Source organism: Streptomyces sp. PT12 (assembly GCF_003311645.1).
Lineage (GTDB): Bacteria > Actinomycetota > Actinomycetes > Streptomycetales > Streptomycetaceae > Streptomyces.
The window spans coordinates 249,436-273,688 of sequence record NZ_QEST01000184.1 but is presented as its reverse complement, the minus strand read 5'-3'; the positions used below and the strand labels follow the sequence as shown (position 1 = coordinate 273,688).

The window sequence follows — 24,253 nt, the reverse complement described above, 5'->3', positions numbered from 1 at the left end:
GGTGCGCATCGACCTGCACACCCACTCCACGGCATCCGACGGCACCGACACCCCCGACGAGCTGGTCGCGGCGGCCAGGGCCGCGGGGCTCGACGTCGTCGCCCTGACCGACCACGACACCGTAGCGGGCCACGCGGCCGCCGCCGCGGCGCTGCCCGCCGGGCTGACGCTGGTGACCGGCGCGGAGATCTCCTGCCGCCTCGACGGCGTCTCGCTGCACATGCTGGGGTACCTTTTCGACCCCACCGAGCCCGAGCTGGCCCGTGAGCGCGACCTGTTGCGCGACGACCGGGTGCCCAGGGCCAAGGGCATCGTGACCAAACTCCAGGAGATGGGCGTCCCGATCACCTGGGAGCGGGTCCGCGAGCTCGCGGCGGGCTCGGTGGGCCGCCCGCACGTCGCGGCGGCGATGGTCGAGGCGGGCGTCATCCCCGACATCCCGGCCGCGTTCACCGCCCAGTGGATCGGCGACGGCGGCGTGGCCTGGGTCGACAAGCACGAGCTCGACGCGTTCGACGCGATCCGCCTCATCCACAACGCCGGTGGCGTCGCCGTCTTCGCCCACCCGCTGGCCGAGCAGCGCGGCAGGTGCGTGCCCGACGGCGCGATCGTCCGGCTCGCCGAGGCGGGCCTCGACGGCGTCGAGGTGAACCACATGGACCACAACGCCGACGCCCACGCGAGGCTGCTCGGCTTGGCGGGCGACCTCGGCCTGCTGACCACGGGGTCGAGCGACTACCACGGCGCGCGCAAGGCGGTCGCCCTGGGCGAGTTCACGACGCCCCCTGAGGTCTACGCCGAGCTGCTCACCCGCGCGAAGGGCGCCGCGCCGCTGGTCGGCTGACCGGCCGCTCGACGGGCCCGAGCGCGTCGACGACGGCGCGCGGGGGGCGGCAGCGCGGTCACCGCGGGGTCGGTGAGCGTAGGCGCCAGCGCCCCCGTCAGCCCGCCGCCGAGCGGTCCCGTTCGGCGGGATCGGGGGACGCGGGCGGGCGGGGCGAGGGGAGGGCGGCCCAGAACGCGAGCAGGGCCGAGGCCGTGGCCGCCGGGGCCTGGGCGTTGGGCGAGTGCTCGGCGCCCGTGATCACCGTGCGGTGCGCGCCGAGGCGTTCGGCCATGCGGTCGATGGCGGGGATGGGCCAGATGCCGTCGCGCTCGCCCGACAGCACATGGATCGGCAGGCCCACCCGCGCCAGCAGGTCCACCCGGTCGGGCTCGTAGCACAGCGCGCGGCCCGTGGTCCGCAACTGCGTGGGCGCGTTGGCGAGCCAGCGGCGGCGGAGGAACGCCCCGACCTCGCCCGGCTCGACGCCGCGCTGGGTCAGCCGCCATATGCGCCGCGCGCCGAGCAGCGGCAGCCCCGCGCCAAGCGCCCGCGCGCGCCAGCGCTGGCGGCGCACGATCCGGCCTGGGCCCGAGCCGATGAGCGTGAGCGAGGCGAACGGCGGGGCGCTCCCCGCGGCCACCGCCCGCAGCACGGCGCCGCGCGAGATCAGCCCGCCGAGCGAGTGCCCCACCAGGTGCAGCGGCCCTTCGCCCAGCGCCTCCGCCTGCGCCAGCACGTCCTCGGCGAGCGCGCCGAGGCCGAACGCCGCGGGCCCGTCGGTGCACACCGACTCGTACTGGCCGCGGCCGTCGACCGCCACGGCCCTGATGCCCGCGTCGGCGAGCGGGACGAGCAGCGCGATGAAGTCCTCCTTGCTGCCGGTGTACCCGGGCACCAGCAGCGCCGTGGCGACGGGCTCGCGGTCGGCGGGAACGGCGTCGAGCACGGCGAACTCGCCCCTGCGGGTGGCGAGCCGGTGGGCCCGCACCTCGGCGGGCGGTTCACAGAAAGGCGGTCTGCTCACACCCCGACGGTACCGGCCGGGGAGGACGGCCGACGACATCGTTCCATCATCGAGGAGAAACGCCGAGGGGCTGTCGCCGAACGGGCGGCTCCGCCAGAATCTACGCGCGTTCCCAAGGCCCCACCCCCCGCGAGGAGTCACCCCCATGCCGCTCGACCGCCGGACATTCCTCGGCCGCACCGCGGCCACGAGCGCGGGCGTCGCGCTCACCACCGCCGCGGGCACCACCCCCGCCGCCGCGGAGTGGACGCCCGACCCCAGGCGCTTCTCGTTCTCCGTCATGGGCACGACCGACCTGCATGGCAATGTCCTGAACTGGGACTACTTCACCGACGCGGAGTACACCGACGGGGAGGGGAACGACATCGGCCTGGCCAAGCTCTCCACCCTGATCAACGCCATCCGCGACGAGCGCGGCCCCCACCGCACCCTGCTGATCGACGCGGGCGACACCATCCAGGGCACCCAACTCGCCTACTACTACGCCAAGATCGACCCCATCACGGGCGGGGACGGCGGCCCCGTGCACCCCATGGCGCTGGCCATGAACGCCATGGGCTACGACGCGGTCGCGCTGGGCAACCACGAGTTCAACTACGGCATCCCGCTGCTGCGCGCCTTCGAGGAGCAGTGCGACTTCCCCCTCCTCGCGGCCAACGCGCTGGACGCCGCGACCGAGCGGCCCGCGTTCCCCCCGTACTGGATCGGCACACTGCGCAACCCCTACGGCAGGGACGTCAGGGTCGGGGTCCTCGGCCTCACCAACCCCGGCATCGCCGTGTGGGACCGGGCGCATGTCGAGGGGCGGATGACGTTCCCCGGGCTGCCCGAGCAGGCCGCGCACTGGGTGCCGAGGATGCGCGCGGCGGGCGCCGACGTCGTCATCGTCTCCGCGCACTCCGGCACGAGCGGCACATCCTCGTACGGCGACCAGCTCCCGCACGTGGAGAACGCCGCGGCGCTGGTCGCCGAGCGGGTGCCCGGCATCGACGCGATCCTGGTGGGCCACGCGCACGAGGAGATCGCCGAGCGCCGGGTGGCCAACGCCGAGACGGGCCGCGACGTGGTGCTCTCGGAGCCGCTGCGCTGGGGCATGCGGCTAAGCGTGTTCGACTTCGAGCTGGTGTGGCGCCGAGGCCACTGGCAGGTCGACTCGGTCGGCTCGCGCGTGATCGACGCCAACACCGCCGACGAGGACCCGCGCGTCACCGCGCTCGTGGCCGAGCAGCACGCCAACGCCGTCGCCTATGTCAACCAGGTCATCGGCACCGCCTCCGAGGCGATGACGGCGGCCGAGGCGCCCTGGCGCGACACCCCGATCATCGACTTCATCAACCATGTGCAGGCCGAGACGGTGCGCGCGGCGGTGGCGGGCACGGAGTACGGGGACCTGCCGGTGCTGTCGCAGGCGGCCTGCTTCTCGCGCACCGCGGCGATTCCGGCGGGCGAGGTCACCATCCGCGACGTGGCGGGGATGTACGTCTTCGAGAACACGCTGGAGGCCAGGCTCGTCACGGGCGCGCAGCTGAGGGACTACCTGGAGTTCTCAGCCCGTTACTTCGCGCAGGTCCCGGCCGGTGCCCCGGTGGATCCTGAGGAGCTGACCAACGCGGACGGGACGCCCGACTACAACTACGACGTGGTCAGCGGGGTCACCTACGACATCGACATCGCCAGGCCCGCGGGCTCACGGATCACCGAGCTGGCGTTCGACGGCGAACCGGTCGCGGACACGGCGGAGTTCGTGCTCGCGGTGAACAACTACCGAGCCAACGGCGGCGGAAACTTTCCGCATGTGGCCGCGGCCGACCAGCTGTGGTCGAACTCGGACGAGATCCGCAACACGATCATCGCGTGGGTCCAGGCGAACGGCGAGATCGACCCCGCCGCGTTCGCCTCGGTCGACTGGCGCCTGACCCGGGACGGTGAGCCCGTCTTCTGAGTGCCCCGCCTCGAGGCGAGCCGTGTCAGGCGCCGAACCCTCAGGACCCAGAGGGCGCCGGGTCCGTCGCGGTGGCCGCGCCCCCCGCGCCCGCGGCCCCCGGCGCTCCCGCCTGGCCGCCGCGGGTCCTGCGGCGACGGCGGCGCGGGGTGCGCGGCGCTGCGGCGCCCTCGGCGCCGTCCCCGCCCGCCCCTGGCGCGGGGGCGGCCTTGGCCTTCGCGGGCCCGGTGGCCTGCCCCGCGGCCCGCGCCTCGGGCGCCTCGCCGCCCTCGTCCCCGACCGTGACCCCGCCGCGGGTGCGGCGGCGCTGGCGCGGGGTGCGGGTGGTCGTCGCGCGCTGCGGGCGCGCCTCGCGCCCTCGGCGCCGCGATCCGGGGCCGCCCAGGTCCTCGACCTCCTCGGCCGCGAGCCCCGCGCGGGTGCGCTCGGCGCGCGGCAGCGTGCCCTTGGTGCCCTCGGGGATCCGCAGCGCCTCGAAGAGGTGCGCGGAGGTGGAGTACGTCTCGGGCGGGTCGGGGAACGCCAGGCCGAGCGCCTTGTTGATCAGCTGCCAGCGCGGGATGTCGTCCCAGTCGACCAGGGTGACCGCGATGCCGGTGGCACCGGCGCGGCCCGTCCTGCCGATGCGATGCAGATAGGTCTTCTCGTCCTCGGGCGTCTGGTAGTTGATCACATGGGTGACGCCGTCCACGTCGATACCGCGGGCTGCGACGTCGGTACAGACGAGGACGTCGACCTTCCCGTTGCGGAACGCCCGCAGCGCCTGCTCGCGCGCCCCCTGCCCCAGGTCGCCGTGGACCGCGGCGGCGGCGAAGCCCCTGCGGCCCAGCTGCTCGGCCACGTCGGCGGCCGTGCGCTTGGTGCGGCAGAAGATCATCACCAGGCCCCTGCCCTCGGCCTGGAGCATGCGCGCGACCATCTCGGGCTTGTCGAGCGAGTGCGCCCTGAAGACGTGCTGCGTGATGTTGGCCACAGTGGCGCCCTCGTCGTCGGGCTCCGTGGCGCGGATGTGGGTGGGCTGGCTCATGTAGCGCCGGGCGAGGCCGATAACCTGCCCCGGCATGGTGGCGGAGAACAGCATCGTCTGCCGCTTCGCGGGCAGCAGCTCGATGATCTTCTCCACATCGGGCAGGAAGCCGAGGTCGAGCATCTCGTCGGCCTCGTCGAGGACGAGGCAGCGGATGTGCGACAGGTCGAGCTTGCGCTGGCCCGCCAGGTCGAGCAGCCGCCCCGGCGTGCCGACGACGACGTCCACGCCCCTGGCCAGCGCCTCGACCTGCGGCTCGTAGGCGCGGCCTCCGTAGATGGAGAGCACCCGGACGTTCCTCACCTTGCCCGCGGTCAGCAGGTCGTTGGTCACCTGCTGGCACAGCTCGCGCGTGGGCACGACGACGAGCGCCTGCGGGGCGTCGGTGAGCCCGGTGGTCTGGGCGCGCCCCGACTCCACGTCGGCGGGAACGGTGACCTTTTCGAGCAGGGGCAGGCCGAAGCCCAGCGTCTTGCCTGTGCCGGTCTTGGCCTGGCCGATGACGTCGGTGCCTGCCAGGGCGACCGGGAGGGTCATCTCCTGGATGGGGAACGGGGTGGTGATGCCGACGGCCTCCAGGGCCTCTGCCGTCTCGGCCAGGATCCCCAGATCCCGAAAGCTGGTGGGTGTGGTGGTAGCGGACAGGGTCGTTGCCTCTTCTGTGTGACGCGGCACCCGGCGGCGAGGCGGGTCGAATTGCACCGCGCCTGCGGGTGGCGGCCCTGTCGGGGGCCGCCCTTCGGGCGCGGGACCCGGTCGTCTCGCTCAAGCGCACGCACCGCGCGAGCGGGTCCCTCATGCCGCGGAGGGTGCGAACACCGCACCGCCGCGGAGGGCTGGTCAGGTCGGAGCCGATCGGGCCACCGACCGGGCATCCTCGGGGGTCTGGGCCTACGGCACATCCGGCCGAGGCGACGGCGGACGCGACCGGCCCAGGTCTCCGGCATGGGGATGGGCCCACCACATACGAGTGGGCCGCTATACCACTGTACCCCGGAACGGCGCACATGCGGCAGGCCCTGTCGTCCGGGTGATCGTCACACGGGACGGAGGGCCCCGCTCAGGGGCTATTGTGCACGGCGTGACCAGGAGAGGGCGGGGCCCACGACCGCCCGCGGAGGAGAGCTGATGGAGACGTCCGAGACCTCGACCCCCGCTCCCGAGGCGCCGCGGCTCGCGGCCGACTGGGCGGAGGCGTCAGCTGACCCGAGGTACCGGGCGGCCGTGGTGGACCTGCTCGGCGCCCTGGCCTACGGCGAGCTCGCGGCGTTCGAGCGGCTCGCCGAGGACGCCAAGCTGGCGCCCACCCTGGCCGACAAGGCGGCGCTGGCCCGGATGGCCGCGGCCGAGTTCCACCACTTCGAGCGGCTCACCGAGCGGCTGCGGCAGATCGACGAGGAGCCGACCGAGGCCATGGAGCCCTTCGCGTCGGCCCTGGAGGACTTCCACCGGCTGACCGCGCCGTCCGACTGGCTCGAGGGCCTGGTCAAGGCGTACGTCGGCGACGCGATCGCCGCCGACTTCTACCGCGAGGTCGCCTCACGGCTCGACTCCGACACCCGCTCGCTCGTGCTCGCGGTGCTCGACGACACCGGGCACGCCGAGTTCGCCGTGGAGAAGGTGCGCTCCGCGATTGCCGCCGAGCCCCCGGTGGGCGGGCGCCTCGCGCTGTGGGCGCGGCGGCTGATGGGCGAGGCGCTGTCGCAGGCCCAGCGGGTGGTCGCCGACCGGGACGCGCTCTCCACGATGCTCGTGGGCGGCGTCGCCGACGGCTTCGACCTGGCAGAGATCGGCCGGATGTTCTCGCGCATCACCGAGGCGCACACCCGGCGCATGGCGGCCCTCGGCCTGTCCGCCTGAGCGGCCCGCCGCTACGCTCCCAGGCATGACCTCCCACGCCGCCATCGCCGCGTTCGGACTGGCCCTGATCGAGGAGTCCGCGAAGAAGTCCGCACTGGTCTGGGTGCGCGGCCCCGAGGGACCGGCGAGAGCGCTGTGGCACGTGTGGTCGGGCGGCGCGGTGTGCCTCGTCGGGGGTCCTGGCGAGCAGCCGCTCGACGGACTCGGGCTGGCCGACGGCGCCGCCGCGACGGTCAGCAGCCGCAGCAAGGACAAGGGCGGGCGCCTGGTCGTATGGCCCGCCGTGGTCGCCGAGCCCGCCCCGGGGAGCGAGAGCTGGTCCGACGCGGTCGCCGAGCTGAAGGGGAAGCGGCTCAACGCCCCCGACGCCGACGGCATCGCCGAGCGCTGGGCCCGCGAGTGCCGCGTGCTGCGCCTCGAACCGGCCGGTGAGCCCACCCAGCACCCGGGCGCGATGCCCGTGGAGTCGCAGGCGGCGCCGCCGCTGCCGACCCCGGCGAGCACCCGCGTCGCCACGCCGAGCGGGCTGCCCGTGCGCAGGCGCGGCGCCTCGGGCCACCGGGCTACTCCTCGGGGTTGATCAGCGCGTCCCCGTAGTCGACGATCTCGTCCTCCTTGGGCTCGTTCAGCGAGAACTCCTGGCCCCAGTCGTCGAGCGTCAGCTGCCCCGCCGCGCCGCCGCGCTCCAGGCGCAGCGGGTAGGGCGTGCCCATGAGCGCCACCTCGATCACGCCCCCGGCGCCCCCGTCCGCCTCGACGCGGATGGTGGGGCTGCCATCGATCTCGCCCTCCTCGCCGGTCGCGCGCTCGCCGTCGAGCGTGAGCAGCCCGTCGAGCAGGGTGTTCTTGTCCGTGAAGCCGCTGAGCTGCTCATAGGCGGGGTCGTCGGGCACGACGCGGACATACTTGCCGTCCAGCTTCTCCGTCGGGTCCGTCTCCAGCTCATCGGGGATGCCCTCGCTCTCCCAGAACGTCTGGTCGGCCTTGATGTAGAGGTCGTCGCCGATCCGCAGCAGCTCGAACGTCGTCCCCTCCGTGGAGACCTCACCGACCCCGCCCTCGCCGCCGAGCCGCACATCGAGCCGGAACGTCCCCGCCTCGGTGATCACCGTTCCCGAGAGGCGGACGGACGACGCCTCGGCGGCGGCGGCTCTCGCGCGTTCCTCGATCTCCGCGGCGGGCAGCTCGTCGACGCCGTTCGTCTCGGGCTCGGGCTCGTCGGCACCGCAGGCGGTGAGGGCGACGACCAGGGCTCCCGCGGACGCCGCACCCCCCAGTGCACGGCGCCAGTTGGGACGGAGTGCGGGGGACTTCTCTGTCACGAGCCGCAGCGTACGGCACGCCCGCGACCCCCCGAAGGGGCGGTCCGCCGCGGCACCGGGAGCGCCGTACCATCGGGGACATGGCTACCGATACTCCCCCGCCCCCCGCGGGCGCGACCGGCACGCTGCCCGGCGAGGACGCGGTCCGGGCCGCCCTGTCCCGGGTGAACGACCCGGAGATCCACCGTCCGATCACCGATCTCGGCATGGTCAAGTCCGTGGAGATCGCCCCGGACGGCACGGTGGCGGTCGGGGTGTATCTGACGATCCAGGGCTGTCCGATGCGCGACTCGATCACGGCGAACGTCACGGACGCCGTGCGCGCGGTCCCCGGCGTAACCGGGGTGCGCGTCGAGCTCGACGTGATGAGCGACGAGCAGCGCAAGGAGCTGGCCACGTCGCTGCGCGGCGGGCAGGCCGAGCGTGAGGTGCCGTTCGCCAAGCCGGGCTCGCTGACCCGGGTCTACGCCGTCGCCTCGGGCAAGGGCGGCGTCGGCAAGTCGTCCGTGACGGTCAACCTCGCGGCGGCCATGGCCCGCGACGGGCTCAAGGTCGGCGTGGTGGACGCGGACATCTACGGCCACTCGGTGCCCCGCATGCTGGGCACGGACGCCCGCCCGACCCAGGTCGAGAACATGATCATGCCGCCGTCCGCGCACGGCGTGAAGGTGATCTCGATCGGCATGTTCACGCCCGGGAACGCCCCCGTGGTGTGGCGCGGGCCGATGCTGCACCGGGCGCTGCAGCAGTTCCTGGCCGACGTCTACTGGGGCGACCTCGACGTGCTGCTGCTCGATCTGCCCCCGGGGACGGGGGACATCGCGATCTCGGTGGCGCAGCTGGTGCCGGGCGCGGAGATCCTGGTGGTGACCACGCCGCAGCAGGCGGCGGCCGAGGTGGCCGAGCGGGCCGGGTCGATCGCGGTGCAGACGCACCAGAAGATCGTGGGCGTCGTGGAGAACATGGCGGGCCTGCCGTGCCCGCACTGCGGCGAGATGGTCGACGTGTTCGGCAGCGGCGGCGGCAAGCGGGTCGCCGACGGCCTGACCCGAACGACCGGGGCCGAGGTGCCGGTGCTCGGCACGATCCCGATCGATGTGCGGCTGCGCGAGGGCGGCGACGAGGGAAAGCCCGTCGTGCTGTCCGACCCCGACTCACCGGCCGGGGCGGCGCTGCGTGGCGTGGCGTCCTCGCTCTCAAGCCGGGCGCGGGGTCTCGCGGGGATGTCGCTCGGCCTCACGCCGAGCAACAAGTTCTGAAGGAGTGCCAGGCCCCGGGGTCCCGGCCCCGGGTGGGCGGCCTTCGCGGCGGCCCACCCGCGCCACCGGCGTCAGGCGTAGCTCTCGATGTCCTTGACGACGGCGAAGCCGAGGCCGTAGGCGCTCATCCCGCGGCCATAGGCCCCGATGTGCACCTCGTGCTGGGCGGCCCCGGCGAGCACCCAGCCGTACTCCGACTCCCGGTAGTGGAAGTCCGTCGGAACGCCGTCCACCGGCAGCGACAGCATCGTCCACGCGCCGCCGTGCAGGTCGTCGGCCAACTCCCAGGCGATGGCGGTCTGCTGTTCGAGCCAGTCCTGGCGCAGCGCGCGTTCCATCTGCGCGGGCCAGGTGCATGACAGCAGACCGGAGCCCGCGAGCCACGCGGCCGAGGAGACCGAGGTGGCCTCGAGCACGCCGTTCCCGTCGGGGCTGCGGCGCACCGGGCGGCTCGCGACGGTGACCACGACCGCGAACCGCTGCTCCTCCTCGCCCAACTCGCCCCGCAGCGACGGCTCGTCGCCGTGCCCCGTGGAGCCGTGCTCCACGGCGCCGTCGGCGGCGACGCCGACCTGCATCAGCCAGCGCGCGCCCGTGAACGCGTCATCGAGGCCGTACCAGGGGAAGCCCGCCATCAGGTAGCCTTCCACCGCCCGGCGAGCGCCGGGCACCCCCTGCGATGCGTCCTTCCCCCCGGACGCGCCTGGGCCGCCTGTCGCGTCCTGCGGCTCCGCCCGACTCGTCGTCTCCATCTAACGCGACGCCTCCTCATTGCCCTCGTCCTGGGCACACCCCGGACATAGGGAGGATAGCCATCCGGGTCCGGGGTGTCGGGCATGCCGGGAGATCGGGTGGTGTCATATGCCCCCGAAGGGCGCGAATCCACTCAGGTGGCGTCGGCGTCGAAGGGCGGCGGGGTCGCGGGCGCCGATGAGTCCGCCCCTGGGCCGTCCTTGTCGAGGCGCACCGCGCCCCCGCCCGCCGCCGCGGCACCCGCCGCGCCCGCGCCCTTGGCCAGCTTCGACGACGTGGCGCCCGGCTTGTCGAGGCTGGTGCGGCGCGCGGGCCGCCCGTTCACCGCGTCGGTGACCTCGGTCAGCTCCTTGCGCATGTCCAGACTGCTGGTCAGCTCCCTGAGCCCGAGGTCGTCGTTGTCCAGGAGGTGCTTCTTGGCGAACGTCCTGGGGTTGAGGTCCTCGAAATCGAAATCCTTGAACTCCGGTCCCAGCTCATTGCGGATATCCGCCTTGGCGCTGTCCGAGAACTCGCGGATCTTGCGCAGGAAGCGGGCGGCGTCCTGGATCATCTTCGGCAGCTTCTCCGGACCGAAGACGAGGATTGCCAGGATGAGCAGCACGATGAACTCGAGTGAGCCTATATCGAAGAACACCTGGCAGCTCCCTCACGCATTCGGTAGACGGCCACGGTACCCCGCCTCGGGGCGCCGAGGGGAGACGGCGGAGTGGACAACGCGGTGAACGCCAGGACATGCCCGCCGCCGCGGTCGTTCACTCACCGCTCGACTCGCCCAGGGTGACGGCAAGCTCGAGCTCGTCGCCCGAGCGCTCCACGGTCAGCTCAAGGCGGTCGCCGGGGCGGTAGCTGCGGATCCTGACGATCAACTCGTCGCTGCTGCGCACCCGTTCGCCGTCCACCGCCGTGATCACATCGCCGTCGGCCAGGCCCGCGTCGTCCGCGGGGCCGCCTGGCACCACGGCGGGGCCGCCGCCCGAGCTGCCGACGCGGGCGCCGTCGCCGAGATAGCCGGTGTCCAGGGTCACCCCGATGACCGGGTAGGTGGCGCGGCCTGTGTTGATCAGCTGCTCGGCGACGTCCTTCGCCTGGTTGACCGGGATGGCGAAGCCGAGGCCGACGCTGCCCGACTGGCCCGGGTCGAGGCCACCACCGCCGTCGGCGGTGCGGATCGCGCTGTTGACGCCGATGACGCGGCCGTTGATGTCGACGAGCGGGCCCCCCGAGTTCCCTGGGTTGATCGGGGCGTCGGTCTGGAGGGCGTTCACATAGCTGATGTCGGAGCCGTCGGCCTCCGCGCCGCCCGCGGTGATCGGGCGCTCGGTGGCACTGATGATCCCCGAGGTGACCGTGCCCGCCAGCTCGAACGGGGCGCCGATCGCCACCACCGGGTCGCCGACCCTGACGGCGTCGGAGTCGCCGAGCGTCAGCGGGCTGAGGCCCGAGAAGCCGTCGACCTTGACGACGGCGAGGTCATAGCCGGTGTCCTGGCCGACGACCTCGGCGCGCGCCGAGTCGCCGCTGCTGAACGTGACCTCTATCGCCCCGCCCTGTCCCGCGGGGCGAACCACGTGCGCGTTGGTGAGGATGTGGCCCTCGTCGTCGAGCACGAAGCCGGTGCCGCTGCCCGCCTCGCCCGAGCCCGAGACATGGAGGGTGACCACGCCGGGGAGCACGGTCTGGGCGATGCCCGCGATGCTGCCCTCGGGGGCGGGGGCGCCCTCGGTCACGGTCTGCGGGAGCCGCACGTCGCTGAACGTGCCGTGCCGCTCCAGATAGGAGCCGACGCCGCCGCCGATGAGGCCGGCGACCAGCGCGATCGCCGCGGCGCCCGCGATCAGCCTGCCGCCGCCCTGGCGGCCACGGGGCCCTTCGGGCCCGCCCGGCGCGGGGTGGTCGGACGGGGGCGGCGCGGCGGAACCCGCCGGGGCGGCCCAGGGGTCGTACCGGGGAGCGCCGCCCGATGGCGTCCCGTGCTGGGGAGGCGGCCCGGCCTGCGGCACATGGGTGCCGCCTGGCGGGGTCGGGCTCATGGGCGGGACATGGGTGCCGCCTGGCGGGGTGGGCTGGGGGCGCTGCACGGGGGGTGCCGGGGCCCACGGTCCGGGCTGACCGTAGGGCGGGGTGCCGTACGGGTCGTGTCCGGGCCGGGACTCCGGCTGGCCGGGCGCGCTGTTCGCCTTGTCCATGGCGGCTGTCCCCATCGTGTCGGCGACGTCCTCTTCCGGGCTGGAATTCAACCAGGTCAGCCACCAGGATTCAGCGGGGGCTCACGGCTCCCGTCGTACCGGCCCCCGTGGAGGGCGGCTCCACCGGGCCCACCGCGGGTGAAGGGCGCAGCTCGACGTTCAGCAGGGGGAACAGCTGGCTCGTCGCGCCGATGGGTCCCGCGGGGGCGCTGAGCAGGGAGAGCCCGACCGTGTGGGCGGTCAACGCGCCGGGTCTGCCCGTCTCTTCGTCCTGGGAACGGGCGCCCGACGAGCGAGCGGCCGCGGCCTGGGTGACGGCGGCGCCCGCGGCCACGGCCTCCGAGCCACCGGCGGCGGCCACACCCGGGCCCGCGGTGGTGACCGCTCCCCCGATGGCGACCGCGGCGAGCGAGACCGCACCGGCCGCCGCGAAGGCGAGGCGGTGGCCGCGGTGCAGGCGCGAGCCGCCGCCGTCGTGTATGCGGAAGCCGCGCTCCGAGCCGAGCCGGGGAGGGCCGAGCAGCGACTCGCGCCCCTTGCCGCCCGGCAGCTGGTCGAGGCGGAACGCCGTGCCGCCGCCGCGCCCCGCGGGGGGCTCGGGGGGCGTCCGCGTCCCCGGGGCCGAAGGCAGGCCACCGTCTGACGCGGGCAACCCCTGGAGCCTGGCCAGCAGCCCGTCGGACGGGCCGGGCGGCGGGCTCTCCGCGAACACGCTCTTGAGCTCGCGCTGGGCGTCCGCCTCCGCCTTGCAGCTGGGACACGTGGCGAGATGGGCCAGCACCCGGTCCCTCGTGTCGTGCGACAGCTCCCCGTCGACGAGAGCCGCCAGGCTCTCCCCGAGGTGGTGGTCGGCCGGGTCCGGCTGGGCGCTTGTCACTCCCGCCCGCCTTCCTCCGCGAACCCCCCAGCGGGCGCGCCCTGCGCGGCGGCGAGCACGGACTCCTCGCGCCCTCCCCGCTCGCGCGGGGAGCGGTGGCGCAGCGCCTTGCGTAGATGCGAGCGGCCCCGGTGGATCCGGCTGCGGACCGTGCCGAGCTTCACGCCGAGCGTCGTCGCGATCTCCTCGTAGCTCAGCCCCTCGATGTCACACAGCACCACGGCGGCGCGGAAGTCGGGGGCGAGGGTGTCCAGGGCCTGCTGGACGTCGGCGTCGAAGTGCGTGTCGTTGAAGTGCTGCTGAGGAGTGGGCTCGCGGCTCGGCAGCCGGTCGGCGGCGTCCTCGCCCAGGGCGTCGAACCTGATCCGCTGCTTGCGGCGCACCGAGTCGAGGAAGAGGTTGGTCGTGATGCGGTGCAGCCACCCCTCGAACGTGCCGGGGGTGTAGGTGGAGAGCGAGCGGAAGACCCGGACGAAGACCTCCTGGGTGAGGTCCTCGGCGTCGTGCTGGTTCCCCGTGAGGCGGTAGGCCAGGCGGTAGACCCGCGCGCTGTGCGTGCTGACGATCTCCTCCCAGCTCGGCGGGGCCCAAGTGGCGCCGTCAGACGGGGTGTTGAACGTGGCGACGGTGGTCTGCGGGCCGTCGGCCCCCTCGGTGGTGGACCGCTCCCTGTCGGTGTCAGCGATCTCTGTCACGGAATTCGGCCCGTCGGAAGACTTCAGGAAGCGTTTGAGCACCCCCCTGCCTGTGGACGCAGCCGCACCTCCCCTGTTGGCTCTGGTGGTGTCCAGTGGAGTCCTTACCATAGCCACCTGCCCCGTTAGCTCCGGATAAGCATTTCTTGACCGGCTTTCCTCCGCCGTCCATTGATCCAACGTGCGGTCCGGGCGCCCTGTTCCCCTGGGGAGTCGATACAGTCAAAGCGCGTGACAGACGGGGACAGGAGACGGCCATTACCGGCAACCGGCTGACGAGCTGGACGTTCGCCGAGGCGTATGGCGCACCGGACGCCGAGACCGCCGAGGGGGCGGCGCTGCGCTGGGCCCGTGAGCGGGCGCGCGAAGCCGGTGTGCGCTCCGTCTCGCCCGGCACAGGGGACGCCCTGCGCCTGCTCGCCACCGTCTCGGGGGCCAGGGCCGTGGTCGAGATCGGCACCGGCACCGGGGTCTCGGGCATCCACCTGCTCTCCGGCATGCGGCCCGACTCCGTGCTGACCACGGTGGACGTCGAGCCCGAGCGGCTCCAGTTCGCGAAGCAGGCGTTCGCCATGGCGGGCTTCGTCGCGAACCGCGCGCGGCTCATCCCCGGCCACGCGCTCGACGTCCTGCCCCGGCTGACCGACGGCGGCTATGACCTGGTGTTCTGCGACGGCGACCGGCTCGAGTGCCTGGAGTCGCTGGCAGAATCGTTGCGGCTGCTGCGGCCCGGCGGCCTGGTGTGCTTCGCGGGCGTCTTCGCCGGCGGCAGGACCGTGGACTCGGCCGCGGCGCCCACCGAGGTGCGCAAGCTGCGCGAGCTGCTGCGCACGATCCGCGAGAGCGACGCCCTGGTGCCCGCCCTGCTCCCGGTGGGCGACGGGCTCCTGTGCGCCGCCCGCGCCTGAGCCCTCGCCGCCCCGCGCCGACAGCGAGACGGCGCTGCCCCGGAGCGTCCGGGGCAGCGCCGAAGGGTAAGGCTCGGAGCGCGGCGGCCTCAGCCGGTCACCTTCTTCAGCTCCTCGTCGAGCGCGACCGCTTCGTCCGGGGTCAGCTCGACGACGAGTCGGCCACCACCTTCGAGCGGAACGCGCATGATGATGCCCCGCCCCTCCTTGGTCACCTCAAGCGGACCATCGCCCGTCCGCGGCTTCATGGCCGCCATGCTCGTTCCCCTTCCTGAACCAGCCTCGTCGGAGCCGACAACACGGGGGTCACCGGCCTCGAACACATTGCTTCACGCCATTATCCCGCATGGAACGTCCTCATGACCAACATTGGCCTGTATCCCTTCGGCAACGCGCACGCGCAAAACCACTCAATTCGCCGATTGTCCCGCGATAGCACGGATCTCTGCGTCATGCTGAGCGGCATGGCCGACACCGACACCGTGCTCTACGAGGTAACCGACGGTCTCGCGACTGTCACGCTCAATCGCCCCGACGCGATGAATGCCCTGAATGTGGAGGCGAAGGAAGCGCTGCGCGACTCTCTCCGGCGCGCGGCGATGGAATCCCAGGTGCGGGCCGTTCTCCTGACCGGGAAGGGCCGGGCGTTCTGCGTGGGACAGGATCTGAAGGAACACGTCGCGGCATTGGCGGGAGAAGAGGAGCCGACGCGCACCGTGGCGCTCCACTACAACCCCATCGTCAGCGCGATCGCGGGAATGCGGAAACCGGTCGTCGCGGCCGTCAACGGCGTGGCCGCTGGCGCGGGTTTCGGCTTCGCGCTGGCCGCCGACTACCGCGTGGTGGCCGAGAGCGCGTCTTTCAGCACGGCCTTCGCGGGAATTGCGCTCACCGCGGACTCCGGTCTGTCGTGGACCCTGCCGCGCTTCGTCGGACACGGGCGCGCGGCGGATCTCCTGCTCTTCCCGAGAAAGGTGGACGCGGCCGAGGCGGAACGGATCGGCATCGCACAGCGGGTGGTCCCCGACGCCGAACTCCCCGACGTGGCACGGGAGATCGCATTGGGTCTCGCGCACGGGCCGACGCTGGCGTTCGCCGCGATCAAGGAGTCGCTGGCGTTCGCCGCGGTGCATCCACTGACCGAGACCCTCGAGGTGGAGGAGCGGCTCCAGGCCGAGGCCGGGGCCTCGGACGACCACAGGGCGGCGGTGGAGGCGTTCACCAGGAAGGAGCGGCCTCGCTTCCACGGGCGGTGAGGCGCGCGTCCGCCCCGGGACCCGCTCAGGGGTCACGGGGCCTCGGGCGGCGCGGCGTTGGCGTTGGCCTCGGCGGCGCGCTCCGCGTCGTTGGGCGCGCCCGCGGTGCGGGCACCGGCAAGCGCCGTCTCGAGCTCGGTGATCCGCGCGTCCCGCTCGGCCAGCTCGGCCGCGAGCCGGTCGAGCACGTCGTCCACCTCGGCCATCCGGTATCCGCGGGGCGCCACGGGCAGCCGCACGCGCACGACATCGGCGGGCGCGACCGGGCGGTCGCCGGGCAGCGGGTCGTCGAGGCGGTCGGGCTCCGCGTCGGCCAGCCCGCCGGTGGCTGGCCCGCCGGTGCCGTCCCCGCTGCCCAGCACCGCCAGCGTGACCGCGGCGATCACCACGACCATCGCCGCCATCAGAAACCAGAACACGACCGTCTCCCCTTGCGCTCTTCCGTGCTGCCTCGCCGTACTCGCCGCCCACGTCGGCCGCTGTGCCGATGGTCGCATGCCGCACCGACAACGGGGGCGGGTAGTTTCGGGGGACAGGGTATGACGCGGGAGCGCTCACAGGGGCGAGATCGGGGAGCTGAACGGATGCTGCGGCTGGGGACGCGGGAGTTCGGCCCCGGCGAACCGGTGATCATGGCCATCGTCAACCGGACGCCGGACTCGTTCTACGACCAGGGCGCGACGTTCGCGGACGACGCGGCGTTGGCCCGCGTGGCGCGCGCGGTCGACGAGGGCGCGCAGATCATCGACATCGGCGGCGTGAAGGCCGGTCCCGGCGCCGAGGTGGACGCGGCCGAGGAGATCAGACGCACGGCGGGCTTCGTCGACGAGGTCAGAAGGCGCCACCCCTCCGTGGTGATCAGCGTGGACACCTGGCGGCACGAGGTGGCGGAGGCGGTGTGCGAGGCGGGCGCCGACCTGCTCAACGACGCCTGGGGCGGCGTGGATCCGCGCCTGGCCGAGGTGGCCGCCCGGCACGGCGTGGGCATCGTGTGCACGCACGCGGGGGGCGCGCGCCCGCGCACCCGGCCGCACCGGGTCAGATACGACGACGTGATGGCGGACATCCTGCGGGTCACCGTGGGGCTCGCGGAGCGGGCCGTCGCGCTCGGCGTGCGACGCGACGCGGTGCTGATCGATCCCGGGCACGACTTCGGGAAGTCGACGCGCCACTCCCTCGAGGCCACCAGGCGGCTCGATGAGATGGTGGTCACGGGCTGGCCGGTCCTGGTGTCCCTGTCCAACAAGGACTTCGTCGGCGAAACCCTCGACGCACCGGTCAAGGACCGCCTGATCGGCACGTTGGCCACGACCGCGGTCTCGGCCTGGCTCGGCGCCCGCGTCTACCGGGTGCACGAGGTCGCCGAGACGCGGCAGGTCCTGGACATGGTCACCTCGATCGCGGGCCACCGCCCCCCAACGGTCTCCCGCCGCGGCCTGGCATAACGCGGGGCGCCTGCCGCGGGCTCGGCGCCCGCAACGCGGCGGGGTGGCATCCATGAGTGGTGCGCCTGCGCCGTGCGCGCGTAGTTGACCCGCACGGCGCCCGAACGGCCCGCGTCGCGCCCGCTGCGGGCTCGATGACCGCAGCGCGGCCGGGCCGTTTCCGCGTACCACGTGTCTGCGGAACGGCCAGCGGCGTGGCAGGGGAGAGTTGACGTGCGTCGCGCGCCCGCGCGGTGACCGAGTGAGCGGCCTGCGGCCCGCTTGGTGCCTGCTGCATCGCCGAAGAGTTGGCGTACGCCGCGCATCCACGAGGGCGGGGCCCGACCCGGTGACACCGAGCGCTCGCTCCGCCGCAGGTGTACGCAACGCCCCATGCGCCGCAGGCGCGAGCGGGCCGCAGGCGCGTGAGGCGGTAGCACGCCGCAAGCCGTAACACCGTGCGCCCATCCCGCCGAAGGCAACTGTCCGTCCCAGGCGCATCCAACGCCCCCATGCGCCATGGCCGCGAGCGGGCCGCAAGCCGCGCCCGGTGACGCCAAGCGCCTGTTGCGCGCCCGCCGTTGCACCACGGGGTTCGAACGGGCCGCAGACCACAGGCCCGAGGCCGGTGATCCCGGGCGCCAGTCGCGCGACAGGCGCCAAGCGGGCCGCGGGCCCCCGCCCCCCGAAACCACCCACCGCGCCGCAGACGCCACGCGGGCCGCAGGCCACGCGTCCCCGCAACGCCGCCGCGGCGCAGGCGCGATCCCCGCCCCCCCGGGGGCCCCGGCGCGGGCAGCACGCCGGGGCCCGGGGGCGGTCGGCCTGGCTCCCCGCAGGGGCTACGGCTTGGTCACCCTCGCGATCGCGTCGTCCACGTCGTCCGTCACATGGAAGAGGGCGAGGTCCTTCTCCGACGCCTTGCCCTGGGCAATCACCGTCTCGCGCACCCAGTCGGCCAGGCCCCGCCAGTACGCCGTGCCCACCAGCACGATGGGAAAGCGCGTCACCTTCTGCGTCTGCACGAGCGTCAGCGCCTCGAACAGCTCGTCCAGCGTGCCGAGGCCGCCAGGCAGCACAAGGAAGCCCTGCGCGTACTTCACGAACATCGTCTTGCGCACGAAGAAGTAGCGGAAGTTGACGCCGATGTCGACATAGTCGTTGAGGCCCTGCTCGAAGGGCAGCTCGATCCCGAGCCCTACCGAGACGCCGCCGCCCTCGCTCGCGCCTCGGTTCGCGGCCTCCATCGCGCCGGGGCCGCCGCCCGTGATCACCGCGAAGCCCGCCTCGGCGAGCCCGCGCCCGATGCGCCGCCCCAGCTCGTACTCGGGCGCCCCGGGCGCCGTGCGGGCCGAGCCGAACACGCTGACGGCCGGGCCGAGTTCGGCCAGGGCGCCAAAGCCTTCCACGAACTCCGACTGGATCCGCAGCACGCGCCACGGGTCGCCGTGCACCCAGTCCGACGGGCCCCTGGTGTCGAGCAGCCGCTGGTCCGCCGTGCCCGACATCACCTGCCCTCGCCGCCGCACCACGGGGCCGAGGCGCTGCTCGTTGCGCTGGTGCCGCTCGGGGGACTCGGGACTGCCGCTCATGCCGTGCTCCTTGCCTCTTCTGCCGTCCTGAACGCCTGCTTGACCGTGCTTGAACCGCCTGCCCGCAGCGTACGTTCACGCGGCGGCTGACACGCCCGCGGTCAGCCAGGCGCGCAGGCGCTCCTCGCAGCGCGCGATCGCGTCGATGGCCACCCGCTCGTCCCGCTTGTGCGCGAGGTTCGGGTCGCCGGGGCCGTAGTTGACCGCGGGAACGCCGAGGGCGCTGAAGCGCGACACATCCGTCCAGCCGTACTTGGGCCGCGGCTCCCCGCCCACCGCCTCGATGAACGCGCGCGCCGCCGGGTGCGAGAGACCGGGCAGCGCGCCCGGCGAGTGGTCGGTCACCGTGAACTCCGTCACCCCACAGCCGTCGAAGACCTCCCGCACGTGCGCGATCGCCTCCTCCTGGGAACGATCCGGGGCATAACGGTAGTTGACGGTGACCAGGCAGACGTCGGGGATGACGTTCCCGGCCACGCCGCCCTCGATCCCCACGGCGTTGAGCCCCTCGCGGTACTCGAGCCCGTCGACCACCGGGTGGCGCGGGACATACGCCGCGAGCCGCTGAAGCACGGGCGCGGCGGCGTGGATGGCGTTGTCGCCCCGCCACGAGCGCGCCGAGTGCGCGCGCTGGCCCGGCAGGCGCAGCACCATCCGCAGCGTGCCCTGGCAGCCGCCCTCGACCTCGCCGCTCGATGGCTCGAGCAGCACCGCGAAGTCCCCGGCGAGCCAGTCGGGATGGTCGCGCACAAGGTGGCCGAGGCCGTTGCGCTCGGCCTCCACCTCCTCGTTGTCGTAGAAGACGAAGGTGAGGTCGCGGTTGGGCCGGGGCACCGTCGCCGCGATGCGCAGCTGCACCGCGACGCCCGCCTTCATGTCGCTCGTGCCGCAGCCCCACAGGACGCCGTCCGCGTCGAGGCGGGAGGGGACGTTGTCCGCGATGGGCACGGTGTCGAGGTGCCCGGCCAGGACGACCCGCTGCGCCAGGCCCGACTCGGTGCGCGCCACCACGTTGTTCCCGTGCCGGTCGACGTGCAGCCAGGGCAGCGTGGCCAGCGCGGCGGCCACGGCGTCGGCGAGCGGCTTCTCGGTCCCGCTGACCGAGGGGATGTCGACGAGCCGCGCGGTGAGGGCCGCGGCGTCGAGCGCGAGATCGAGGGCGGGCGGTTCCGCGGGGCGTTCCATGGGCCTCACCGTACCCGGGCGGGGCGGGCCGCGCGGGTGACCCGTTACCCTCGTCCAGTGCCCGAACGGACGACCGACAAGCGACGCCGCCCCTGGCTGCGCGGCGTATCGGCGACGCTGGTGCTCGTGGCGCTCGGGGCTTACGCCTGGGCGCAGTTCGGCCCCGATCCGACGGACGAGCCGCACTGCGCGGTGGCGGGCGCGGACGGCGAGACCGCGATGACGCTCGGGCTCGCGCAGGCGGCCAACGCCGCGACCATCGAGGCCGTCGCCTCGTCGCGCGGGCTGCCCGAGCGGGCGGTGACGATCGCGATCGCCACCGCGATGCAGGAGTCGAGCCTGCGGAACCTGGACTACGGCGACCGCGACTCCCTCGGCCTCTTCCAGCAGCGCCCCTCGCAGGGCTGGGGCACCCCCGAGCAGGTGACCGACCCGGTGTACGCGGCGGGCGCGTTCTACGAGCGGCTGGTCGAGATCGAGGGCTACGAGGAGATGCCGCTCACGGTGGCCGCGCAGGAGGTGCAACGCAGCGCGTTCCCCGACGAGTACGCCAAGCACGAGGAGGAGGCCGCGCTGCTCGCCGGGGCCCTGACCGGGCGCGAGGCGGCGGCGCTGAGCTGTGTGTGGCCCGTGGGCGAGCGGGCCGAGCGGGCCGAGGCCGCCGAACGGGCCGAGGGCGGCGAGCCGGTGGGCGGTCCCGACGAGGTGCACGCGCTCATGGTGCGGGAGTTCGGCGAGGGCGTGCGGCCGCTGGGCGGCGAGGGGTCGGTGACCGTTCCCCTCGACGAGGGCGGCGAGACGTCGCGCGGCTGGGAGCTGGCGCACTGGGCGATGGCGCACTCCGAGGAGCTGGGCATCGAGCGGATCGCCTACGGGGACCATGTGTGGGACGCCAGGAGCGCCGCCCAAGGGTGGCGGGAGAACGACGAGGAGAGCGCCGCCGACGAGGTGCGCCTCGCGCTCCTCTGAGCCGCCGACGCCTCCATCGGCCTGGGGCATTACCGATCCTTTACCGAAGGCGGCCGCAACCTCGGGCCGCCGCGGGGCGATAGGCAGGGCGTCCACAGCACTCTCGGCGAAGGAGCATCATGTCCCACCCCCTCACCCGCCACCTCACCAAGGCCGCGTTCCTGCTCGCCGCCGGTGCCGCACCCGTGCTCGGGGCGGCGGGCCAGGCGGCGGCGGTCGCGCCGTTGCCCTCGGGCCTGAGCGACCTGGTACTCGACGAGGAGGGCGTCAACCGAACGGTGAGCGACACGGTGGACAACGCCGCGCTCGCCGCCACGGGCGCCACCGAGACCATGGGCGGCGACGCCGTGAAGGCGGCCATGCCGGTGGTGGGCCCGCTGGCGCACGGCGCGGCCCACGAGACCGGGAAGACCGCGGGCGCGCTCGCCGGGGACCTGGCGCACACCACCCATGGCACCGGGCTGCTGCCCCTGGTCGACCAGGTCGGCAACGGCCGCTGAGCCGCCCCTCGGGCCTGATGGCGTCGCGAGCGCCGCCTCACGCGAGGCGGCGCACCGCCTCGGCGACGCGCTCGTCCGTCGCCGTGAACGCCACCCGCACGAACGACTCCCCCGCGGGCCCGTAGAACTCCCCTGGGGCCACCAGGATCCCGCGCTTGCTCAGCTCCGCGACCGTGTCCCAGCAGGGCTCGTCGCGCGTGGCCCACAGATACAGCGACGCCTCGCTGTGCTCGATCCGAAATCCCCGCCCGGTCAGGGCGCTTCGCAGCGCGTCCCGGCGCGCGGCGTAACGCGCCCGCTGCTCCGTCACATGCGCGCCGTCCCCGAGCGCCGCGATGATCGCCGCCTGCACCGGCGCGGGCATCATCATCCCCGCGTGCCTGCGGATCGCCAGCAGCTCCCCGAGGACGGCGGGGTCCCCGGCGAGGAACGCCGCGCGGTACCCGGCGAGGTTGGACCGCTTCGAGAGCGAGTGAACGGCGACAAGGCCCGTCATGTCGCCCCCGCACACGTCGGGGTGGAGGACCGAGACGGGGTCGGCCTCCCAGCCGAGCTCCAGATAGCACTCGTCGCTCACGACCAGCACCCCGTGCTCCCTGGCCCAGGCCACCACGGCCCGCAGCTCGTCGACCGTGAGCACCCGACCGGTCGGATTCGACGGGGAGTTGAGCCAGAGGAGCCGCAGCCGAGCCGGGTCGAGCCCGGTCGGCAGGTCGCGGTAGGGAACGGGCTCGGCGCCCGCGAGCCTGGCGCCCACCTCGTAGGTGGGGTAGGCGGGCTCGGGGAAGGCCACCCGGTCGCCCGCGCCGAGGCCGAGCTGGGCGGGCAGCGCCGCCACCAGCTCCTTGGAGCCGATGACGGGAAGCACATGGTGGTGGTCGAGCCCCACGGCGCCGGTCCGCCGCCCGCACCAGCCGACGAGGGCGTCGCGCAGCGCGGGGGTCCCCCACACCGTCGGATAGCCGGGGCTGTCGGAGGCCGCCGCCAGGGCGTCGCGCACGACCTCGGGAACGGGGTCGACGGGGGTGCCGATCGACAGATCGACGATGCCCGAGCGATGGGCGGCCGCGGCGGTCTTGTAGGGCTCGAGACGGTCCCAGGGGAAGACCGGCAGGCGGGCGGAGACGGGTGGCACGGTGGTGGCTCTCACTTCTCGCTGCGACGCGGTGACCGGCGCGACCGGCGCGACCGGCCGCGCGTCACTCGTCGTGGCTCCGCGAGGGAAGCGCGGCGATCATCGGGTGGTCCCGCTCGATCAGGCCGAGCTTACTCGCGCCGCCGGGCGAGCCGAGGTCGTCGAAGAACTCGACGTTCGCCTTGTAGTAGTCCTTCCACTCCTCGGGGGTGTCGTCCTCGTAGAAGATCGCCTCCACCGGGCAGACCGGCTCGCAGGCACCGCAGTCCACGCACTCGTCGGGGTGGATGTACAGGGCGCGCTGGCCCTCGTAGATGCAGTCGACGGGGCACTCCTCGATGCACGCCTTGTCCTTCAGGTCGACACAAGGCTCCGCGATGACGTAGGTCACGCTGTCAGTCCTCCTCGTTGGGGGCGGCAGATCCGCCGCGGTCGCGCGCGGAAGCGCGGCGTCGTCGATGCTCAGCCCTAGTATCGCCGGTTGAGGCTAAAGGGCGAACAAGAGGGGCCGAGAAGACGGTGCAGTTCTCCGCGGGCGCACACTTTATCGTTCGTATCACGGCTGATGACGTGGGGAGACGGGTCTCCGTACGGACCGTGACCGGCCCTGGGGAGGCGGGGGCGCGCTTCACCGACACCGTGGGCGTGCTGACGTCCTGGGCCGACGGCGTGCTCAGCGTCACACGGCGCGACGGGCGCGTGGTGGAGATCGCCGAGGCGGCGATGGTGGCGGCCAAGGCCGTGCCGCCCGCGCCCGCGCGGCGGCGCGGGCTGCCCTCCGCCGATGTGGCGGAGCTCACCGCGGTGGGCGTGCGCGCCTGGCCCGCGCCCGAGACCGAACGCTTCGGGGACTGGATCGCCAGGGCGGGAGGCGGCTGGACGCGCCGGGCCAACTCCGCGGTGGCGCCCGGCGGTCCGAGCGCGGGCGCGCCCGATCTGCCGGGGCTCATGGACTGGTATGCCGAACGCCGTCTGCCCGCCGTGCTCCACCTCGGGCCCGGGCACGAGGCGTTGGCCGCGGATCTCGACGGGCGCGGCTGGGCGGCGGGCGGACATGCCGTGCTCCTGGTGGGCCCGCTGGCCCCGCTCGCCGATCGCACACCCGACGAGCGGGTGGTGGTCAGCGAGGAGTTGACGGACGCGTGGCTCGCGGGGTGGCCACGGGCCGCCGAGGCGCCCGATGTGGCCCGCCGCGTACTGGCGGGCGGGCCACGGGTGTTCTTCGGAGTCGTGCCGGGCGCGGCCGTGGGCCGCTGCGTCGTCGACGGGCGCTGGGCTGGCTATGCCGCGGTGCGCGTGGCCCCCGACCACCACCGCACGGGCCTGGCCACCGCGGTGATGGCCGAGCTGGCCCGCGCCGCGCTCGGCGCGGGGGCGAGCGCGGCGTACCTCCAGGTGGAGACGGACAACGCCCCGGCTCGCGCGCTCTACGCCGCGCTCGGCTTCGGCGAACACCACGGGTACCACTACAGGACGGCGCCTCCGGGGCGTTGAACCGGGGCGTTGGCCG

General features: G+C 73.8%; 25 protein-coding genes. 11 read left to right on the top strand and 14 right to left on the bottom strand.

The annotated features are described in order from the left end of the window. The first annotated feature begins 1 nt into the window (after position 1). Positions 2–844 (top strand): PHP domain-containing protein, encoded by an 843-nt coding sequence (locus DEH69_RS21585; RefSeq protein WP_113688623.1) that lies wholly within the window; start codon positions 2–4, stop codon positions 842–844. A 97-nt stretch (positions 845–941) separates the two neighbouring features. Here DEH69_RS21585 and DEH69_RS21580 read toward each other — a convergent pair whose 3' ends face one another. Then, positions 942–1,850 (bottom strand): alpha/beta fold hydrolase, encoded by a 909-nt coding sequence (locus DEH69_RS21580; protein WP_113688743.1) that lies wholly within the window; start codon positions 1,848–1,850, stop codon positions 942–944. Between the two features lie 145 nt (positions 1,851–1,995). Between DEH69_RS21580 and DEH69_RS21575 the strand changes: the two genes are divergently transcribed. Next, on the top strand, positions 1,996–3,792 hold the full coding sequence (locus tag DEH69_RS21575; RefSeq protein WP_113688622.1) for a bifunctional UDP-sugar hydrolase/5'-nucleotidase: 1,797 nt from the start codon (positions 1,996–1,998) through the stop codon (positions 3,790–3,792). 40 nt (positions 3,793–3,832) lie between these two features. Here DEH69_RS21575 and DEH69_RS21570 read toward each other — a convergent pair whose 3' ends face one another. Further along, complete coding sequence (locus tag DEH69_RS21570) at positions 3,833–5,494, bottom strand: DEAD/DEAH box helicase (RefSeq protein ID WP_258534853.1); 1,662 nt, start codon at positions 5,492–5,494, stop codon at positions 3,833–3,835. A 453-nt stretch (positions 5,495–5,947) separates the two neighbouring features. Here DEH69_RS21570 and DEH69_RS21565 point away from each other — a divergent pair, with 453 nt between their 5' ends. Continuing rightward, positions 5,948–6,679, top strand: coding sequence for a ferritin-like fold-containing protein (locus DEH69_RS21565; protein ID WP_113688620.1), 732 nt, complete (start codon positions 5,948–5,950; stop codon positions 6,677–6,679). Between the two features lie 25 nt (positions 6,680–6,704). Beyond that, a complete protein-coding gene (locus DEH69_RS21560; protein WP_113688619.1) occupies positions 6,705–7,259 on the top strand; it encodes a hypothetical protein in 555 nt (184 codons plus the stop codon). Here the strand turns inward: DEH69_RS21560 and DEH69_RS21555 are convergent. Next, a complete protein-coding gene (locus tag DEH69_RS21555) occupies positions 7,243–8,001 on the bottom strand; it encodes a hypothetical protein (protein ID WP_258534852.1) in 759 nt (252 codons plus the stop codon). The two genes, DEH69_RS21560 and DEH69_RS21555, sit on opposite strands and share 17 nt — an antisense overlap. A gap of 80 nt (positions 8,002–8,081) precedes the next feature. Here DEH69_RS21555 and DEH69_RS21550 point away from each other — a divergent pair, with 80 nt between their 5' ends. Beyond that, positions 8,082–9,260 carry an Mrp/NBP35 family ATP-binding protein gene (locus tag DEH69_RS21550; RefSeq protein ID WP_113688618.1) on the top strand — a complete coding sequence of 393 codons (1,179 nt, stop codon included), beginning with the start codon at positions 8,082–8,084 and terminating at the stop codon, positions 9,258–9,260. Positions 9,261–9,331: 71 nt separating this feature from the next. On the opposite strand, the gene DEH69_RS21545 is transcribed toward DEH69_RS21550, so the two are convergent. From DEH69_RS21545 to sigE, 5 genes are all read right to left on the bottom strand, one after another. Then, a complete protein-coding gene (locus DEH69_RS21545) occupies positions 9,332–10,012 on the bottom strand; it encodes a hypothetical protein (protein ID WP_113688617.1) in 681 nt (226 codons plus the stop codon). A 134-nt stretch (positions 10,013–10,146) separates the two neighbouring features. After that, on the bottom strand, positions 10,147–10,650 hold the full coding sequence (locus DEH69_RS21540; RefSeq protein WP_113688616.1) for a sec-independent translocase: 504 nt from the start codon (positions 10,648–10,650) through the stop codon (positions 10,147–10,149). A gap of 118 nt (positions 10,651–10,768) precedes the next feature. Further along, complete coding sequence (locus DEH69_RS21535; protein WP_113688615.1) at positions 10,769–12,217, bottom strand: S1C family serine protease; 1,449 nt, start codon at positions 12,215–12,217, stop codon at positions 10,769–10,771. A 55-nt stretch (positions 12,218–12,272) separates the two neighbouring features. Continuing rightward, on the bottom strand, positions 12,273–13,079 hold the full coding sequence (locus DEH69_RS21530) for an anti-sigma factor (protein ID WP_113688614.1): 807 nt from the start codon (positions 13,077–13,079) through the stop codon (positions 12,273–12,275). Continuing rightward, a complete protein-coding gene (sigE, locus tag DEH69_RS21525) occupies positions 13,076–13,885 on the bottom strand; it encodes an RNA polymerase sigma factor SigE (protein WP_258534851.1) in 810 nt (269 codons plus the stop codon). Before sigE ends, DEH69_RS21530 begins: the two co-directional genes overlap by 4 nt. An 86-nt stretch (positions 13,886–13,971) precedes the next feature. Between sigE and DEH69_RS21520 the strand changes: the two genes are divergently transcribed. After that, positions 13,972–14,682: an O-methyltransferase gene (locus DEH69_RS21520; RefSeq protein ID WP_113688741.1), complete on the top strand. Its 711-nt coding sequence runs from the start codon at positions 13,972–13,974 to the stop codon at positions 14,680–14,682. Between the two features lie 89 nt (positions 14,683–14,771). On the opposite strand, the gene DEH69_RS21515 is transcribed toward DEH69_RS21520, so the two are convergent. Continuing rightward, positions 14,772–14,939 carry a DUF3117 domain-containing protein gene (locus DEH69_RS21515; RefSeq protein ID WP_019434894.1) on the bottom strand — a complete coding sequence of 56 codons (168 nt, stop codon included), beginning with the start codon at positions 14,937–14,939 and terminating at the stop codon, positions 14,772–14,774. A gap of 195 nt (positions 14,940–15,134) precedes the next feature. Between DEH69_RS21515 and DEH69_RS21510 the strand changes: the two genes are divergently transcribed. Beyond that, positions 15,135–15,938: an enoyl-CoA hydratase-related protein gene (locus tag DEH69_RS21510; RefSeq protein ID WP_113688613.1), complete on the top strand. Its 804-nt coding sequence runs from the start codon at positions 15,135–15,137 to the stop codon at positions 15,936–15,938. Between the two features lie 32 nt (positions 15,939–15,970). Here DEH69_RS21510 and DEH69_RS21505 read toward each other — a convergent pair whose 3' ends face one another. Beyond that, positions 15,971–16,357 carry a DivIVA domain-containing protein gene (locus DEH69_RS21505; protein ID WP_113688612.1) on the bottom strand — a complete coding sequence of 129 codons (387 nt, stop codon included), beginning with the start codon at positions 16,355–16,357 and terminating at the stop codon, positions 15,971–15,973. A 165-nt stretch (positions 16,358–16,522) separates the two neighbouring features. Between DEH69_RS21505 and folP the strand changes: the two genes are divergently transcribed. Continuing rightward, positions 16,523–17,383 (top strand): dihydropteroate synthase, encoded by an 861-nt coding sequence (gene folP / locus DEH69_RS21500; RefSeq protein ID WP_113688611.1) that lies wholly within the window; start codon positions 16,523–16,525, stop codon positions 17,381–17,383. An 821-nt stretch (positions 17,384–18,204) separates the two neighbouring features. Here the strand turns inward: folP and DEH69_RS21495 are convergent. Beyond that, positions 18,205–18,954 (bottom strand): TIGR00730 family Rossman fold protein, encoded by a 750-nt coding sequence (locus DEH69_RS21495; RefSeq protein ID WP_113688610.1) that lies wholly within the window; start codon positions 18,952–18,954, stop codon positions 18,205–18,207. 75 nt (positions 18,955–19,029) lie between these two features. Next, entirely contained in the window at positions 19,030–20,139 is a 1,110-nt protein-coding gene (gene dapE / locus DEH69_RS21490; protein WP_113688609.1) for a succinyl-diaminopimelate desuccinylase, read from the bottom strand. A 57-nt stretch (positions 20,140–20,196) separates the two neighbouring features. Between dapE and DEH69_RS21485 the strand changes: the two genes are divergently transcribed. Together DEH69_RS21485 and DEH69_RS21480 are read left to right on the top strand one after the other, a co-directional pair. Next, positions 20,197–21,108 carry a hypothetical protein gene (locus DEH69_RS21485; protein ID WP_113688608.1) on the top strand — a complete coding sequence of 304 codons (912 nt, stop codon included), beginning with the start codon at positions 20,197–20,199 and terminating at the stop codon, positions 21,106–21,108. A 119-nt stretch (positions 21,109–21,227) separates the two neighbouring features. Then, the gene (locus tag DEH69_RS21480) at positions 21,228–21,608 is read left to right on the top strand and encodes an ATP-binding protein (protein WP_113688607.1); all 381 of its coding nucleotides are present in this window, start codon (positions 21,228–21,230) and stop codon (positions 21,606–21,608) included. Positions 21,609–21,645: 37 nt separating this feature from the next. On the opposite strand, the gene dapC is transcribed toward DEH69_RS21480, so the two are convergent. Both dapC and fdxA read right to left on the bottom strand, forming a co-directional pair. Beyond that, a complete protein-coding gene (gene dapC, locus DEH69_RS21475; protein ID WP_113688606.1) occupies positions 21,646–22,743 on the bottom strand; it encodes a succinyldiaminopimelate transaminase in 1,098 nt (365 codons plus the stop codon). Positions 22,744–22,807: 64 nt separating this feature from the next. Then, positions 22,808–23,134, bottom strand: a complete 327-nt coding sequence (gene fdxA / locus DEH69_RS21470) for a ferredoxin (RefSeq protein WP_113688605.1) — start codon at positions 23,132–23,134, stop codon at positions 22,808–22,810. 128 nt (positions 23,135–23,262) lie between these two features. Here fdxA and DEH69_RS21465 point away from each other — a divergent pair, with 128 nt between their 5' ends. Next, positions 23,263–24,237 carry an N-acetyltransferase gene (locus DEH69_RS21465; protein ID WP_113688604.1) on the top strand — a complete coding sequence of 325 codons (975 nt, stop codon included), beginning with the start codon at positions 23,263–23,265 and terminating at the stop codon, positions 24,235–24,237. Positions 24,238–24,253 lie beyond the last annotated feature (16 nt).

Coding starts and splice junctions, on each gene's coding strand:
- DEH69_RS21575 (WP_113688622.1), top strand. CDS start 1,996: ATGCCGCTCGACCGCCGGACATTCCTCGGCCGCACCGCGGCCACGAGC.
- DEH69_RS21565 (WP_113688620.1), top strand. CDS start 5,948: ATGGAGACGTCCGAGACCTCGACCCCCGCTCCCGAGGCGCCGCGGCTC.
- DEH69_RS21560 (WP_113688619.1), top strand. CDS start 6,705: ATGACCTCCCACGCCGCCATCGCCGCGTTCGGACTGGCCCTGATCGAG.
- DEH69_RS21550 (WP_113688618.1), top strand. CDS start 8,082: ATGGCTACCGATACTCCCCCGCCCCCCGCGGGCGCGACCGGCACGCTG.
- DEH69_RS21545 (WP_113688617.1), bottom strand. CDS start 10,012: ATGGAGACGACGAGTCGGGCGGAGCCGCAGGACGCGACAGGCGGCCCA.
- DEH69_RS21535 (WP_113688615.1), bottom strand. CDS start 12,217: ATGGGGACAGCCGCCATGGACAAGGCGAACAGCGCGCCCGGCCAGCCG.
- sigE (WP_258534851.1), bottom strand. CDS start 13,885: ATGGTAAGGACTCCACTGGACACCACCAGAGCCAACAGGGGAGGTGCG.
- DEH69_RS21515 (WP_019434894.1), bottom strand. CDS start 14,939: ATGGCGGCCATGAAGCCGCGGACGGGCGATGGTCCGCTTGAGGTGACC.
- DEH69_RS21510 (WP_113688613.1), top strand. CDS start 15,135: ATGCTGAGCGGCATGGCCGACACCGACACCGTGCTCTACGAGGTAACC.
- folP (WP_113688611.1), top strand. CDS start 16,523: ATGCTGCGGCTGGGGACGCGGGAGTTCGGCCCCGGCGAACCGGTGATC.
- DEH69_RS21495 (WP_113688610.1), bottom strand. CDS start 18,954: ATGAGCGGCAGTCCCGAGTCCCCCGAGCGGCACCAGCGCAACGAGCAG.
- dapE (WP_113688609.1), bottom strand. CDS start 20,139: ATGGAACGCCCCGCGGAACCGCCCGCCCTCGATCTCGCGCTCGACGCC.
- DEH69_RS21480 (WP_113688607.1), top strand. CDS start 21,228: ATGTCCCACCCCCTCACCCGCCACCTCACCAAGGCCGCGTTCCTGCTC.